This is a genomic window from Nonomuraea turkmeniaca, assembly GCF_005889735.1.
Lineage (GTDB): Bacteria > Actinomycetota > Actinomycetes > Streptosporangiales > Streptosporangiaceae > Nonomuraea > Nonomuraea turkmeniaca.
In genome coordinates, this window is sequence record NZ_VCKY01000035.1 from 44,390 (window position 1) to 59,692 (window position 15,303).

The window sequence follows — 15,303 nt, forward strand, 5'->3', positions numbered from 1 at the left end:
CCGATGGGTCAGACCAGCAGGAAGATCGTATAGGCTGCGCCAATGGACGCGGATCCCATCATCGACCGCACAAAGCCGCATTCCGCCCGGGTCTGGGACTATCTCCTCGGCGGAAAAGACAACTACGCGGTGGACCGCGAGGCCGGGGACAATCTCCTGCGCATGTTCCCCGATTTCGCGCAGGTGGCCAGACTCCAGCGGGAGTTCCTCCGGCGAGCGGTCACCTACCTCGTCGCCGAAGCGGGCATCAGGCAGTTCCTCGATATCGGCACCGGCCTGCCGACCGCCGACAACACCCACGAAGTGGCACAGCGCATCGCGCCCGAGTCCCGCATCGTCTACGTCGACAACGACCCGCTGGTGCTCGTGCACGCGCGCGCCCTGCTCACCAGCCGCCCGGAGGGCGTCACCGACTACATCGACGCCGACGTACGCGACCCCGCGACCATCCTCGAGGGTGCCGCCAAGACGCTGGACTTCTCCCGGCCGATCGGCCTGATGATGCTCAGCATCGCCGGCCAGGTGCCCGATTCCGACCTCGCCGCCGACCTGGTCCGCCAGTATGTCGCGGCGCTGCCGTCCGGCAGCCACCTGGCGCTGTCCGACGGCGTCAACGTCAACCCGGCGCTGGTGGCGGCGGTGAGCTTCTACAACGAGCGGGCGGCTTTCCCGTACACGCTGCGCAGCCCGGAGCAGCTGGCCGACTACTTCGAAGGGCTCGAGCTCGTGGAGCCGGGCGTGGTTTCCACGCCACTCTGGCGGCCGCCGCCGGGCGAGCAACAGCCGCCATCGGCAGTGATCAGCGCGGTCTGCGGCATCGGACGCAAATCCTAGGCGAAGCCGTCGCCGGCCCCTCTTCGATGGATGATGGATGTCATCTAAAGTGACGGTGGGCGCATGTCGAGGAAGGGAACGGCTATGGGCAGGGCATCGCGCGCCGACGCGGCGAAACATCGTGAGGAAGTGGTGGCGGCCACGTCCAGGCTGCTGCGCGAGCGCGGTTCCGCCAGGATGAGCGTGCAGGATCTCATGGCGGCCGCCGGGTTCACCCACGGCGGGTTCTACAAGCACTTCAGATCGAAGGAAGAGCTGGTGGGCGTCGCCGCCGCGACGGCGTTCGACGAGTTGCTGACCATGCTGACCCGGATCCTGGACGAATCCCCCGACAGGCCACAAGCGCGGGCCGAGCTCCTCAGGCGGTACCTTTCGCCGGAACATCGCGATTCGCCGGGCATAGGGTGCCCGGCGACGGCCCTGGCCGGCGATGCCGCCCGGGCACCGGCCGGGAGTCCGCTGCGGAAGTCGTACGTCGCCGGGGTGGAGGGCGTCGTGGAGCGACTGGCGGAGTACGACGGCGCGCCGGAACAAGGAGACGCGGAGGCCCGCCGCCGCGCGATCGTCGATCTCGCGGCGATGGTCGGGGCGCTCACGCTGGCGCGGGCGACGGAACAGTCCGCCCTGTCCGGCGAGATCCTCCAGGTCGTCCACGACGCCGTGGCCGGCCAGCCGGAGCCGCGTGCCCGTTGAGGTGCGGCATCACGCCGGCGGCGCCTCCCTCCAGCGTCCCGGCCGCTGGCCATGGCCTGAGCCCGAAAGCACTCAGGATTCACCGGTCGTGCTGGAGGAAGCCGTGCGCGAAGAGGGCGGGGCGGTGAGGAGGGCGAGGGCGGTCGTCCGGAGGTCGGCCAGGGCCGCGATGGCCCGGTCGTCGTCGAAACCGGGCGCGGTGAACCGTTGTTCGATGTCGGCGAGGACCACGACGATGTGGAGGTTGAGCACTCGGAGGCGTTCTTCCGTCAGCGCGGGGAGACGCTGCAGGAGAAGGGCGACGAGTTCGTTGACGCCGGGGTGGTGGTCGCTGGAGTACGGCCAGGACCGGTAGCTGCCCGACAGGACGTAACGGCTGGTGAAGCGCACGTACCAGCTCGTGCCCCGATGGGCGAGGACGTGTTCGGCCAGGGGGGCGACATAGGCCTCGACCAGAGCGGGAAGGTCCCGCTCCAGGCCGTGTGCGCGCAGGTCCGCGATGAGCTCGCGGCGCCGCAGGTTGAGCGGCGTCATCCGGTACTCGTACAGGGCGTCGATGAGACCGGCCTTGCCACCGAAGTGGTACTGCACGGCCGAGTGGTTGCGCTGGCCGGCCGCGACGGCGATCTCCCTGAGGGACACCCCGAACCCGCGTTCGGCGAAGAGCCGTTCGGCCGCGATGAGGATCTTCTCGTTCGCTCGCATTCTTGTCTTTTCCTACCAAATGACCATAATATCGCGGCGCAGATTAAGACACCTTGCCTTAATCAGGTTCAATCGTAGTGAGGAGAGCACCGTGATCACGGTCTCCGAAGGGAGCGGCGGGTGAACGGGGCCATGCTGTTCGTCGTCGCGGTCCTCATGCTGGGGCTCGGCCTCGGCCTGACGGTCGAGGACTTCCGGCGCGTTCGCCGTTACCGGGTGACGATCGCCGCCGCGCTCGTCTGCCAACTGCTCGTCCTGCCGTTCGTGTGCTTCGCGATCGTCAGCGTGCTCAGCCTGCCGCCGGTCGCCGCCGTCGGCATGATGCTCATCGCCGCCTCGCCCGGCGGCCCGCTCGCCGGAGTGTACTCCCACCTGTTCGGCGGCGACGTGGCCTTCAACCTGACGCTCACCGCCGTCAACTCCGTGCTGTCGGTCGTCACCCTGACGGCGATCACCAACCTGTCGCTGGCGCACTTCCTGCCCGCACAGGACGGCATCGGTCTGCACGGCGGGGAGATCGTGCAGGTCTTCGCCGCCATCCTGGTGCCGATCGCGATCGGCATGGCCGTCAAGACGAAGTGGAGCCGGTTCGCCGCGCGCGCCGAACGGGTCTTCCGGGTCATCTCCGGGCTCGCCCTGGCCGCGCTCATCGCGAGCGGGTTCGCCTCCAACCTCTCGCCCCTCACCGACAACCTCACGACGGTCTTCCCGGCCGCCGTCGCGTTCGCCCTCGCCAGTCTCGCCACCGGCTACTGGGTCGGGCGGCTCACCCGCGCCGGGCGCGGCCCGTCGATCGCGGCAGGCATGGAGATCGGCTTCCACAACGCCGCGCTGGCCCTCACGATCGCGCTGAGCCTGACCGACGACCTCACCCTGGCCGTCCCTCCGAGCATCTACGGCCTCACCATCATGATCGCCGCGGCAGGATTCGGCCTCCTGCTCAACCACCTCGCCCCGCGGACCGGCGCCGCCCCGTCGGCCGCAAGCTGATCTCTCCCAGGAGCACCACATGACCTCCGAACCGATCTTCCGCAGGGCCGGCCGTCCGCTGGACAGCGCCCCGAACATCGTCGCCGTCGTCCTGGACGACACCGGTTTCGCCCAGCTCGGCTGCTTCGGCTCCGACATCGCCACCCCCAACCTGGACCGGCTGGCCGCCGGGGGGCTGCGCTACAACCGGTTCCACGTGACGGCCATGTGCTCGCCGTCCCGGGCCTCGTTCCTCACCGGACGCAACCACCACGCCATCGGCATGGGCTTCCTCGCCGACATCCCGCTGGACCACCACGGATACACCGCCCGCATTCCGCGGTCGGCCGCGGCCCTGCCCCGGATCCTGCGCGACAACGGCTACTCCACCCTGGCCGTGGGCAAGTGGCACCTCACGCCGCGCTTCGAACGCTCGGCGGCCGGCCCGTTCAGCCACTGGCCGCTGGGTCTCGGCTTCGAGCGCTACTACGGCTTCCTCCAGGGCGACGCCAACCACTACGCCCCCAACCTGGTGGAGGACAACCACTACGTCGACCCGCCCGCCACCCCCGAGGAGGGCTACCACCTCACCGAGGACCTGACCGACCGCGCCATCCGCTACCTCGACGACCAGCGCTACGCCGCACCGGGCAAACCGTTCTTCCTGTACTTCGGCCTGGGCGCCATGCACTCCCCGCACCACGTGACACCCGAATGGGCCGAGCCCTACCGCGGCCGCTTCGACCAGGGATGGGACGCCTGGCGAGAGGAGATCTTCCAGCGCCAGCTCGAGGCGGGCGTCGTCCCGCCCGGTACCACCCTCACCCCGCGCCCGGACTGGGTGCCCGCATGGGACGGTCTCAGCGCCGACGAACGCCGCATGTACACCCGCCAGCAGGAGGTCTTCGCGGGCTTCCTCACTCACACCGACGCCCAGATCGGCCGCCTGCTCGACCACCTGGACGAGACGGGCCGGCTCGACAACACGATCGTCGTGGTGTTCGCCGACAACGGGGCCAGCGCCGAGGGCGGCGTCGAGGGCACCTTCAACGAGCACCGCTTCACCTCGGGCGTCCGCGAGTCCCTGCGGAACAATCTCGCCTACTACGACGAGTGGGGCGGCCCCCGCACCTACAACCACTACGCGTGGGGCTGGGCGTGGGCCGGCAACACCCCGTTCCGCCTGTGGAAGCGCTACACCTGGCTCGGCGGCACCCGCACCCCGCTCATCGTCCATTGGCCGGCCGGGATCCGCGAGCGCGGCGCGGTCCGCGACCCGATCGTGCACGTCAACGACCTGTTCCCGACGCTCCTGGACACGATCGGCATCCAGGCGCCGGACGTCGTCGACGGGATCGAGCAGCAGGAGATCGACGGGGCCAGCTTCCGCGCCACCTTCGACGACGCCACGGCTCCCGCGCCCCGTGACACCCAGTACTTCGAGCTGCTGGGCTCCCGCTCCCTCATCCACGGACGATGGAAGACGACCACCGACCACATCTCCACCGGCGTCGTCGACGAGGAGCGACTCCTCACCGGAAGCCGGAGCTTCGACGACGACCACTGGGCACTCTTCGACCTCTCCACGGACTTCTCCGAGGCCACCGACGTGGCCGCGGAGCATCCCGAGGTCGTCGCCGAGCTCCGGCGGCTGTGGGACCGGGAGGCTGAACGCAACCACGTCCTGCCGCTCTTCGACACCCTCGTGGACCGCATCGGCGCCATCATCGGTCCCGCCTGGCCCGCGGGCGACGACCGCACGTTCCGCCCCGGCGCCGCCGCCATCTGCGACGAATCCCTGCCCATGCTCTTCGGCGGCTTCCGCTTCACCGCCGAGGTGGAGGCCTCAGAAGCCCCTGACGGCGTCCTGCTCGCCCTGGGAGACTGGCACGGCGGCTTCGCCCTCTATGTCACCGCAGGCCGCCTGGCCTTCACCTTCTCCCGCGCCGGAGAGCTCCTCGAGGTCACCGCGGATCGCCCCGTCCCGCCTGGCCGCCAGGCCCTGGGCGTCGCCCACACCGCAGGCGCGGACGGCTACGCCTTCCACCTGCTCCACGACGACACCGTGGTGGGCACCGTGGCCTTCGACGGCATGCTTCCCGTCGCCCTCCAGCACGGCGGCGCCGGTCTCCGCCTGGGCCACGACACCGGCCTTCCGGTGTCCGACCGCTACCGCACCCCGGCCCCCTGGAACGGACGCCTTCTCTCCGTCCGCGTCCAGACCCCCGGCCCCGCCCGGCCCGACCTGCTCACCGACCTCCGAGCCGCCCTGCACGCCGACTGACGTGGCTCACGAGGCGCGACCAAGTTGATCAAACGTCGGCCGGGTGGCAAGGGCGCCGTCCGCGGGACTCCAGCCGCGCGCGGATCTCGGCTCGGACGGGACGGGACAGCGCGTCGTGATACGCCTGGTCCAGCAACGTGCCGATCTCGACCCGCGTACCCGACTCCGCCGAACGCACCGCCGCCTCGACCATGGCGAGGCTCCGGAGGTTGCGGGCGATCGCCCCGGACGGCTCCACGCCCGTGCGCAGCGCCGCGACGAACTCCTCCAGCGCCCCGGCGATCTGCTCGTTGCCGCCCGGCGGCACGTCCGCGGCGCCGCTGACGCTGGAGGTGACGCGGTTCTCGCCGTCCCAGGTGGCGGTGCCCCTGGAGCCGGTGGCCCGCCACTGGCCGTTCCATGACGTCTCCAGGCCGTCCGCGCACCAGGCGCCGGTGTACACGTAACGGGTGCCGTCCTCGAAGAGGAACGTCGCCGTCGCCGCCGCGTCGCCCTGATACCAGCTCCAGGCGGGGTTCCAGGTCTCGCAGCCGACCGAGACCGGCTCCGCGCCGAGCAGGTAGCGGGCGGCGTCGAAGGCGTGGATGGCCATGTCCACGAGCAGCGGCTGCTCCATCTCGTCCCGGAAGCCGCCGAAGCGCGGGCCGCGGAAGAACCCGGTGGTGAGCAGGCCGGGCGTGCCGAGCTCGGCGACCCGTCGCCGGTATTCGGCCAGGGCGGCGTAGTACCGGCGGGACTGGCTGATCATCAGCAATTGGCCGGTCGCCTCGGCGGCGGCGACCTGGACGACCGCCTCGGCCAGCGTCGGCGCGGCGGGCTTCTCGCACAGGACCGGGACCCCGGCGAAGAGCGCCTCGATGTTCACCTCGCCGTGGGCCGCCGGGACGGTGACGTTCACGACGGCGTCCGGCTCGGTGGCGGTGAGCAGGCCGCTGAGCGAGACGTCCACCTTGGCGTCGGAGCCGATGGCGCGCACGGCCGCCGCCGCCCGGTCGACGTCGAGGTCGGCCACCCCGACGAGCTCGACGTCGTCGGACGCGGTCAGGGTACGCATCCAGGCCAGGCCCATCGAGCCTGCCCCGACCTGAACCACGCGGAGCGGGCGCGCCGGATCGGCGACGCGGGCGAAAGCACTCACTCGGCGCTCTCCTTGTTGTGCATCGCGCCCTGGTAGCCGTGCCCGTTGAAGAAGTCGCCCATCTCGTAGCGGAGCAGGGTCGGCAGCTCGCGCCGTGACCGGTCGCCGGCCGCCCACTCGACGCCGTTGGCGATGACGTGCAGCACGTCGGGATGGTGGTACACCGGATAGTCCTGGTCGCCGGGGCTGAAGTAGAAGATCTTCCCGTTGCCGCGCCGGAAGGTGCAGCCGCTCCGGAACACCTCGCCGCCGGTGAAGGAGCTGATGAAGATCAGCTCGTCGGGCGTGGGGATGTCGAACTGCTCGCCGTACATCTCCTGGGCGGGGATCTCGATGGGGTGCGGGATGCCGCGGGCGATGGGGTGGGCCGGATTCACCGTCCAGACCAGCTCGCGGTCGTTGGCGCTGCGCCAGCGCAGCGTGCACGTGGTGCCCATGAGCTTGGTGAAGATCTTCGACCAGTGGCCGGAGTGCAGCACCACCAGGCCCATGCCCGACAGGACGTGCCGGTGTACCCGATCGACCACCTCATCGGACACCTCCCCGTGCGCGGCGTGGCCCCACCAAGTGAGGACGTCGGTGCCGGCGAGCACCTCCTCGGTCAGGCCGTGCTCGGGGTCGTCGAGCGTGGCCGTGGCGACGGTCGCCTGCTCACCCAGCCAGCCCTCGATGCCCCGGCGGATGGCGTTGTGCATGCCGTCCGGGTAGATCTCGGCCACACGGGGTTGGGCCTGCTCGTGGCGGTTCTCACCCCATACCGTGACGTGGATTTTCACGCATGTTCCTTTCTCACTTGACCGCGCCGCTGACGGCGCCTGCAGGGATGTTCTGCCTGACTCGGCCGGCTGGAGCCGGCCCGCCGACGAGACCTTGTCGCCGGTCCGCGGCACCGTGAGGATGCGCTTGGACATCGACCCGTCGTTCTGCAGATCGACGAGGAGCTGCGGCGCGGTGTTCACGGCGGGGGCGAGACCGTACAACTTCCCTCCGTACGCGCCCGCCTTCACGACGGACGGCACCAGGCCCTCCCCGCCCACGCCGTAGCCGGTCGGCGGGGAGAGCGCGCCGTTCTTGGCTTCGGCGTCGGCGGGACCCACTCCACCGCACGCGGTCGGGGAGAATGAGCGAAAGGCCGCTGCCGCGACAGTCACTTTGGGCACCGCTCCGCGGCGCTTCTGTGCTGTCTTCAAGAGTGAATTACTCCTTCTGCGGAATGCATCCGGCGTATCCGTGCACGATGCACGGCGTGTGAGGGATGAGTCTTGAAGGCGGCAGCTGCCCGCCTACCTGTGTCTTCGCGGTGCGCGGCTGGGAGGGGCCTCATCGCTTGCGGGTTCTGGAAACCGATCTGTCAAACCGCTTAACCGCGGTCGCTTGTGAAGTATGTTGCGCCCATTGCCGAATGATGTCAACAGTGAGTCAAGCGCTTTCATGAAGGGCGTGTGGGATATAGTCACAGTGCTTCGCGAGTCCCCGGGAGGCGGCAATCCATGGCCACGATGCGCGACGTCGCCGAGCGCGCGAACGTCTCCATCGCCACGGTCTCGTTCGTCATCAACGGCACCAAGCGCGTCGCGCCGGAGACCCGGGCCCGCATCGAAGCGGCCATCGAAGAGCTGGACTACCGGCGAAACGTCGTCGCCCGCGCGCTGGCCAGCTCCCGCACGCGCATCCTCGCCCTGCTCCACCCCGACCTCGAAGCCCGGCCGAACGCCACGGTGATCCAGTTCGTGATGAGCGCCGCGCACGGCGCTCGTGAGCGCGGCTACGACCTCGTGTTGTGGCCCGTGAACGACGACGAGCAGATGTCGCACCTGCTCGCCGGGGGCCTCGTCGACGGGGCGCTGCTGATGGAGGTCCAGATCCGCGACTCCCGCGTCGACCGGCTCGTCGCCTCCCGGGTGCCGTTCGCGCTGATCGGCCGGACCGAGAACGACGACCTGCCGTTCGTCGACATCGATTTCGCCACCACGATCGACCTGGCGGTCGGCCATCTCCGCTCGTTCGGCCACCAGCGCATCGCGCTGGTCGCCCAGCGTACGAAAGCCGGGAACGAGCCCGGCCGGATCATGCGGGCGAAGGCCGCCTACCTCGACGCGATGGCGGCGCTCGGCCGGCCGCCCGCCGTCGTCGCCGTGGAAGGAACCTCGGCCGGCGGGCGGGAGGCCGCGCACAAGCTGCACGACGACTTCCCGGACGCGACCGCCGTGATCCTCGTGAACGAGGGCGCCTCGGCGGGGCTCGTCAAGGGCCTGCGCGCACTCGGCCGCACCGTACCTGACGACCTCTCCATCATCTCGGCGTCGACCACGCGCGAGCTCGGCGAGATGATCGAGCCGTCCCTGACCGTCATGGCGGCACCGGCCCCCCAGCTTGGCCGCCTCGCCGCGGACGCGCTGATCGACCAGCTCGAAGGGGTCCAGGACACACCGCCGCACATCCTCATCCCGTGCACGCTGGTGCCGGGCCAGTCAGTCGGCCCCGCACCGGACCGCTCATCCACGTCCCGCCCTGAGCCGAAGAGAGAGCGGAACGCGCAGACCGACAGCTGAAGGGGACCCGACATGCGTGCTGCCATCAGGTTCGTCGTCATGCTCACCGTAACGCTGGTCACCGTCGCGGCCGTGCAGGCCGTGGCCTCCGCCGCCACGGCCATCGAGTACGCGCTCATCGCCTAGGGATCCCGGCCAGGGAAGCTTGTCGCCCACGGGTCCCCGGACGGCGCTGTCGATCAGTTCCTTGACCCCGTCGGCCGGCACCGCGACTCCCGGGGTCTCGAGGAACAAGCGGAACGCCTCATCCTGGCCGACCCCCTCGGGCGGCCGACCACGTACGCCGTCGCGTCACCGCGGCGATCTACGCCTCCGCGTGCCGGGACACGGACGCCACCTCGTCGATCGACACCCCGCACGACGTGCCCGCCGCGTTCACCGCGGGCGCGCTCATCGGCGTGGCCGCCGACTGGCTCCAGCGCGGCTGCCCGGGACACCAGCCGAGATGGCCACCCTGACCTGGCCGCTCCTCGCCACCCTCTACCAGGACGACGCCACGCCGACCTGCCGGCATCCGGCCTGAGCCGGCACTCGACGCCGGACGCGGGCACGTCGCCGAGTTCGCGATGGACTGGGGCGAGATCGACGAGCTGATCGGGGACGGTTGCCGCATGATCCCGCCGAAGTGGCCGGTCGCGCCGAAGCGCCTGGACAGCCAATTGAAACGAGTTACAGTCAGCGCCTAGGCTGGGGGCATGATCCTGGACCGCTTCCAGATCGCCGGCGCCGCCGCGATCGTCACCGGCGCGGGCCGGGGCATCGGCGCCGCCACCGCCGTCGCGCTCGCCCAGGCCGGGGCGGACGTGGCGCTCTGCGCTCGCACGGAAGAGCAGCTCCGCGCGGTCGCCGACCAGGTGGAGAAGGCCGGCAGGCGGGCCCTGGTCGTGCCCGCCGACCTGGCCGTGCCAGGCACCGCCGAGGCGCTCGCGGAGCGGGCCGCGGACGCCTTCGGGCGGCTGGACGTCGTCGTGAACAACGTGGGCGGCGCACTCCCCCGCGCGTTCCTCGACACGAAGCGCAAGCATCTCGAGAACGCGTTTCAGTTCAACGTCGGCCTCGCGCACGAGCTGACCAGGGCCGCCGTCCCCCACCTGCTGGAAGGCGGCGGCGCGATCGTCAACGTCTCCTCCGCCGTGGGCCGCGTGGCCGGCCGGGGCTACCTGGCGTACGGCACCGCCAAGGCGGCGCTCGCGCACTACACCCGCCTGGCCGCCCTCGACCTCGCGCCCGCCGTGCGCGTCAACGCGGTAGCGGTCGGCGCGGTCGCCACCTCCGCGCTCGACATCGTCATGAACGACGAGGCCATGCGTACCCAGATGGAGCAGGCCACGCCGCTGCGGCGGATCGGGGAGCCGGAGGACGTGGCGGCCGCGGTGCTCTACCTGGTCTCCCCCGCCGGCCGCTACCTGACGGGCAAGGTGCTGGAGGTGGACGGGGGCATCGACCGCCCCAACCTCGATCTGGGGCTGCCCGACCTGGCATGACCCAGACCGCGTCCTGAGCCGGTCTGGGCGGGCGTGTGGACCTGGTGACCGTCGGGGCGTTGGATCAGCGCGGGTCGGTGAGTTCGTAGACCCAGCAGTGGCCCGCCCGGAACTTCAGGGCGGCGACCCGGCCGAGCTCGGCCGTCCGCACCGGGTACCTGTCGTCGGCGAACAACCACCGGACCCCGTACGTGTCCCGCAACCTGCCGACCGTTTCCGTCGTGGGATCGCGGAAGGCGGCGTCGTTGTCCGCCAGCCGCTGCGGGTCCTCGAAGGGGACGGCGCCCATGCCGGGCTTCCCCATCAGGGCGGCCCGGCTGTTCGCGCCGTTGATGTATCCCCAGCCCTCCACGAGGATCCTGCGCTCCGCGTACGCGGAGATCCAGAAGTGCCGATTGTCGCAACTGCCTGCCGGGGCGCGGCAGTGCGCATTGACGGCGACGAGAGCGTCGGGAGAGGTGTGCTGCCGCAGCCAGCGTGCCGCGGTCACCCCGCCGTCCGGGACGTGCGGCCGTTCCGGATCGGTGGTCTGCTTCGGCTCCGCGGTGCTCCCCAAGGGACTCAGACGCAGTACGCCGCCCGAATACAGCGCGCATCCCAGCGCGAAGACCGGCACGGCGCACCACGTCAGGCCGCGCCGTCCCGCCAGGACCAGCACCAGCGCGACGACCGCCGGCACGCCCACCAGCAGCGCGTACGGGATCATCCGCTCGGCCACGACGTCCCCGCCCTGCGGCCGAGCGGTGGCGACCCACGACCGGACGGCCCAGGTCGCGGCGGCTCCCGCGGCCAGGGCGGGCAGGACGACCAGCCAGGGCCGTTTCTGGGGCAGCGTGGCGGTCAGGCCCGCGGTGGCCAGGATCGTCAGGTACGGCGCGGCCGACATGAGGAAGTATCCCTGGCTGAGCCCCGGGTGCCCGAACACGCACGCGGCGCCCGTTCCCGCCACGCCGACGCCCGCGAGCAGGACCACGGCTGGATCTCGCACCCATTTCCGGCGGTGCAGCAACCCCGCGGCACCGCCCCATATCGCCGCCCAGCTCACCACGAAGATCGTCACAACGAGCAGCAGCAGAACCGGCGATTCATCCTGCCCGGGGAGAAGGAGCCCGGCATCGGGGCCGAGTCCGGCCTCGTGCCACCGCATGATGTGCAAGGGCGAGAAGCGCAACCCCTTGTCCTCACCCTGGAACACCACGATCTGGGCGAAGGCCACCAGCACCGAGCAGAGACCCGTCAACACCGCCGCCGCCCTGTGCACCTTGCGATGCACGATCAGGTGGACGGTGAGGACGAGCGTTGCACCCGCCAGGGTCAGCGGAAGAAATGTGGCCTTTGCCCCGACCTCCGCGAGCATCAGCACCGCCACCAGCACCCATCGCCCGTGCCGCCCGCCGGGGTGGCGCACCAGGTCGATCAGCACGAGCATCAGGGGGACGAACAGCAGCGCCCCGAAGGTCTGGGTGGGGCTCAGCCAGGGCAGGGTCCCACCGCCACCGCTCGGCACCACCGCGCCCGTCCACCCGTACGGGTGGGGCGCGGCCGCCAAAGTCATGATGATCACTGCCGCGACGCCGGCCCACCACCGGCCGCTCAGCCGATGGGCCACCACCGCGATGAGAACGGTGAAGACCGCGATCATCGGTATCGGCGACAGCCGGAACAGCAGCGTTTGGAGCTCCAAGCCGGTCGCCCAGCTGGTGGCCGCCAGGTCGGCGTAGACGAACCAGTGGTCATGCAGCGCCTCGCCGGCCACGTTGGCGAACATCGCCGGCATGTGATGCTTGACGTCGCCTGCCATCGCCAGGTGGTAGGGCATGTCCACGTACGGAGCACCGTTGCCCGGCCAGGTCAGCCCGTGGCTTCGGAAGAACGTGGCGGCGCTGTAGAGGATCGCGAACCCCACCAGGCCCGCCATCGCCCACGACCACCCCAGCGGCGCCCTGACCGATTCGCCGCGGGCCGGCCAGTGCCGCCGCAACGACGGGACCGCGCAGAAGAGCAGGTACGTCACCCCGGCCCCGGCGAGGTACGCCTGCGGGACGTCCAGCCAGCGCGCGGGAATGTAGGTCAGCACTTCCAGCGCGTAGCCCAGGGCCGTTCCCGCCGCGACGTCGACCACCGGCGACCGCGGCGTGCCGGAGAGCGCCCGCCACCACAACATCCCCGGCAGCGTCACGCCCACGACGATGTAGGCGCCGAACATCCCGATCTCGGGCAGAGGCACACCATTGGCGTTGAGCGTCGCGATCGCCAGAAGGACGACGAGCGCGACCGGTAGCCGGCGCGAGGAGAGTGGTCTTGCTCGGAGAGCGCGGACGGGCGGGACGACGGCCGGAGGGTAGACCTGGACCATGGGTCTCCTCATCGCAGGAGCCGGCAGACGAGCTCGCTTCGGGCTGACTCATCCATGGCGTGATTCCAGTCGGGACGCTAGCCGCTGCGACCACCGGTTCTGAGACAAGGACGAGCAAGATTCATTCGTTTGGCCCGAACTTTGCCACCGCATGCCAAACGCTTTCCGATCCGGGAGGCGGCGTCTCGATGGTGCGCGTGGCGGCCTCGGTACCGGGCGCCTGAACGTGCCTACGCTGGGAGAAGGGACGATGTTCGAGGTGAAGAGAGGTGGCTGCGATGGGTGGCGCATCCGATGACCACTACCTGCCGATCGCCGAGCACGGCCTGATCGGCAATCTGCGCAGCGTGGCCCTGGTCGGCACGAACGGCACTATCGACTGGTATTGCTGCCCGGCCTTCGACGCGCCCAGCGTCTTCGCCGCTATCCTCGACGCCGACCAGGGCGGGTCGTTCGAGCTGGCCGTCGACGCCCCGGCGCGGACCAAGCAGTTCTACTTCCCCGACACCAATGTGCTGATCACCCGGTTCTTCAGCGAGGACGGGGTCGGCGAGATCCAGGACTTCATGCCGGTCACCGGCCCACCACGCGAGACCGACCGGCACCGGCTGATCCGGCGGGTCCTCTGCGTGCGCGGCTCGCTCCCCTTCCGCGCGCGGGTGGCCCCTCGCTTCGGCTACGGCGCCCATCCGCACACCGCACGGCTCGTCAACGATATGACGATCTTCGAATCGGCCGGTCTGTCGCTCGCGCTGACCGCCACGGTGCCGGTCGAGTGCGACGGCCAGGATGTGCGGGCGGCCTTCAAGCTCGTCGAAGGCGAGTCGGCGGTGTTCGCGCTCGACCGGGTCGACACCGACGTGCCGCCACGGGGGTGCCCGCACACCGAGGCGGAGGAGCAGTTCGCCGCCACGGTGGCGTTCTGGCGGCGCTGGCTGTCGGCCTCTCGTTACCGCGGCAGGTGGCGTGAGATGGTGCATCGCTCCGCGCTGACGCTCAAGCTGCTCACGTACGCGCCGACCGGCGCGATCGTCGCCGCGCCGACGACCAGCCTGCCCGAGCAGATCGGCGGCGAGCGCAACTGGGACTACCGGTACGTCTGGATCCGCGACGCCGCCTTCTGCGTCTACGCGCTGCTCCGGCTGGGCTTCACCGGCGAGGCCAAGGCGTTCATGACCTTCCTCACCAAGCACGTCAGCCTGCGCGGCGACGGCTCTGAAGGCCCGCTCCAGATCATGTACGGCATCGACGGCCGCACCGACCTGCCCGAGCACGAGCTCGGCCACCTGGCGGGATACCGGGGCTCGGCACCGGTGCGGGTCGGGAACGCCGCCGCCGGCCAGCTCCAGCTGGACATCTATGGAGCCCTCATCGACTCGGTCTACCTCTACGACAAGTGGGCCCAGCCCGTCTCCAGCGAGCACTGGGACGCGGTCTGCGCCCTGGTGGACTGGGTCTGCGACCACTGGGACCAGCCGGACGAGGGCGTCTGGGAGACCAGGGGCGGGCGGAAGAATTTCCTGTACTCGAGGCTGATGTGCTGGGTCGCGATCGAACGGGCCATGCGGATGGCCGGCCGCCGCGGCCTGCCCGCCGACATCCCGCGCTGGCGCGAGGCACGGGACACGATCTACCGGCAGATCATGCGGCGCGGCTGGTCCGCCGCGCGGCAGGCGTTCGTCCAGCACGAGGACGGCGACGTCCTGGACGCGGCGCTCCTGATGATGCCGCTGGCCAAGTTCGTCTCGCCCACCGATCCGAAGTGGCTGTCCACCCTCGACGCGCTCACCTCCGATCTGGTGTCCGATTCGCTGGTCTACCGCTATGACCCTGAGGTCAGCCCCGACGGCCTGCGCGGAGAGGAGGGGACGTTCTCGATCTGCTCGTTCTGGTACGTCGAGGCGATGGTCCGCGCCGGGCGGGTCGACGAGGCGCGGCTGGCCTTCGAGAAGATGCTGACCTACGCCAATCACCTGGGTCTGTACGCCGAGGAGATCGGCCACACCGGCGAGCAGCAGGGCAACTTCCCCCAGGCTTTCACCCACCTGTCGCTGATCAGCGCCGCGTTCAACCTCGACCGCGCCCTCGGCTGAACAGCGAGATCCCGCGCCGATCCGGCCCCGATTCGTCACTCGCCAAAAAATCTTGAAAAGATCTCCGGCGAGTGTCGAATCGGGGTCTTCCCGTTCGCAGCGTACGCAAGAGGCCGGAACGAGCCGGCCCGCACACGCGAGGACGAGGACCATGACCGAGCAGCTCACCCACTCCGCCACCCGCCCGGCCTCCCC

At 70.3% G+C, this 15,303-nt stretch carries 12 protein-coding genes; 7 read left to right on the forward strand and 5 right to left on the reverse strand.

Annotated features, from left to right (window positions below; all coding sequences use genetic code 11):
- The first annotated feature begins 42 nt into the window (after positions 1-42).
- Together ETD86_RS13235 and ETD86_RS13240 are read left to right on the forward strand one after the other, a co-directional pair.
- Positions 43-834: an SAM-dependent methyltransferase gene (locus ETD86_RS13235; RefSeq protein ID WP_138666435.1), complete on the forward strand. Its 792-nt coding sequence runs from the start codon at positions 43-45 to the stop codon at positions 832-834.
- 84 nt (positions 835-918) lie between these two features.
- Positions 919-1,527 (forward strand): TetR/AcrR family transcriptional regulator, encoded by a 609-nt coding sequence (locus ETD86_RS13240; protein ID WP_138666436.1) that lies wholly within the window; start codon positions 919-921, stop codon positions 1,525-1,527.
- Positions 1,528-1,599: 72 nt separating this feature from the next.
- Here the strand turns inward: ETD86_RS13240 and ETD86_RS13245 are convergent, their stop codons facing one another.
- Positions 1,600-2,232, reverse strand: a complete 633-nt coding sequence (locus ETD86_RS13245) for a TetR/AcrR family transcriptional regulator (protein ID WP_138666437.1) — start codon at positions 2,230-2,232, stop codon at positions 1,600-1,602.
- A 120-nt stretch (positions 2,233-2,352) separates the two neighbouring features.
- Here ETD86_RS13245 and ETD86_RS13250 point away from each other — a divergent pair, with 120 nt between their 5' ends.
- Both ETD86_RS13250 and ETD86_RS13255 read left to right on the forward strand, forming a co-directional pair.
- Positions 2,353-3,222, forward strand: a complete 870-nt coding sequence (locus ETD86_RS13250; protein WP_211370016.1) for a bile acid:sodium symporter family protein — start codon at positions 2,353-2,355, stop codon at positions 3,220-3,222.
- A gap of 19 nt (positions 3,223-3,241) precedes the next feature.
- On the forward strand, positions 3,242-5,485 hold the full coding sequence (locus ETD86_RS13255) for an arylsulfatase (protein ID WP_138666438.1): 2,244 nt from the start codon (positions 3,242-3,244) through the stop codon (positions 5,483-5,485).
- 28 nt (positions 5,486-5,513) lie between these two features.
- Here the strand turns inward: ETD86_RS13255 and ETD86_RS13260 are convergent, their stop codons facing one another.
- Together ETD86_RS13260 and ETD86_RS13265 are read right to left on the reverse strand one after the other, a co-directional pair.
- On the reverse strand, positions 5,514-6,623 hold the full coding sequence (locus ETD86_RS13260) for a Gfo/Idh/MocA family protein (RefSeq protein ID WP_138666439.1): 1,110 nt from the start codon (positions 6,621-6,623) through the stop codon (positions 5,514-5,516).
- Positions 6,620-7,720 (reverse strand): ThuA domain-containing protein, encoded by a 1,101-nt coding sequence (locus ETD86_RS13265; RefSeq protein WP_246147883.1) that lies wholly within the window; start codon positions 7,718-7,720, stop codon positions 6,620-6,622. The genes ETD86_RS13260 and ETD86_RS13265 overlap by 4 nt, the downstream gene beginning before the upstream one ends.
- A 393-nt stretch (positions 7,721-8,113) precedes the next feature.
- Between ETD86_RS13265 and ETD86_RS13270 the strand changes: the two genes are divergently transcribed.
- Positions 8,114-9,175 (forward strand): LacI family DNA-binding transcriptional regulator, encoded by a 1,062-nt coding sequence (locus ETD86_RS13270; RefSeq protein WP_138666440.1) that lies wholly within the window; start codon positions 8,114-8,116, stop codon positions 9,173-9,175.
- Positions 9,176-9,479: 304 nt separating this feature from the next.
- Here the strand turns inward: ETD86_RS13270 and ETD86_RS55065 are convergent, their stop codons facing one another.
- Positions 9,480-9,689, reverse strand: coding sequence for a hypothetical protein (locus tag ETD86_RS55065; RefSeq protein ID WP_170223062.1), 210 nt, complete (start codon positions 9,687-9,689; stop codon positions 9,480-9,482).
- Positions 9,690-9,870: 181 nt separating this feature from the next.
- Between ETD86_RS55065 and ETD86_RS13275 the strand changes: the two genes are divergently transcribed.
- A complete protein-coding gene (locus ETD86_RS13275) occupies positions 9,871-10,659 on the forward strand; it encodes an SDR family oxidoreductase (RefSeq protein ID WP_138666441.1) in 789 nt (262 codons plus the stop codon).
- Positions 10,660-10,723: 64 nt separating this feature from the next.
- Here ETD86_RS13275 and ETD86_RS13280 read toward each other — a convergent pair whose 3' ends face one another.
- Positions 10,724-13,015 (reverse strand): hypothetical protein, encoded by a 2,292-nt coding sequence (locus ETD86_RS13280; RefSeq protein WP_138666442.1) that lies wholly within the window; start codon positions 13,013-13,015, stop codon positions 10,724-10,726.
- Between the two features lie 278 nt (positions 13,016-13,293).
- Here ETD86_RS13280 and ETD86_RS13285 point away from each other — a divergent pair, with 278 nt between their 5' ends.
- On the forward strand, positions 13,294-15,108 hold the full coding sequence (locus ETD86_RS13285) for a glycoside hydrolase family 15 protein (protein WP_138666443.1): 1,815 nt from the start codon (positions 13,294-13,296) through the stop codon (positions 15,106-15,108).
- The last annotated feature ends 195 nt before the right edge of the window (positions 15,109-15,303 follow it).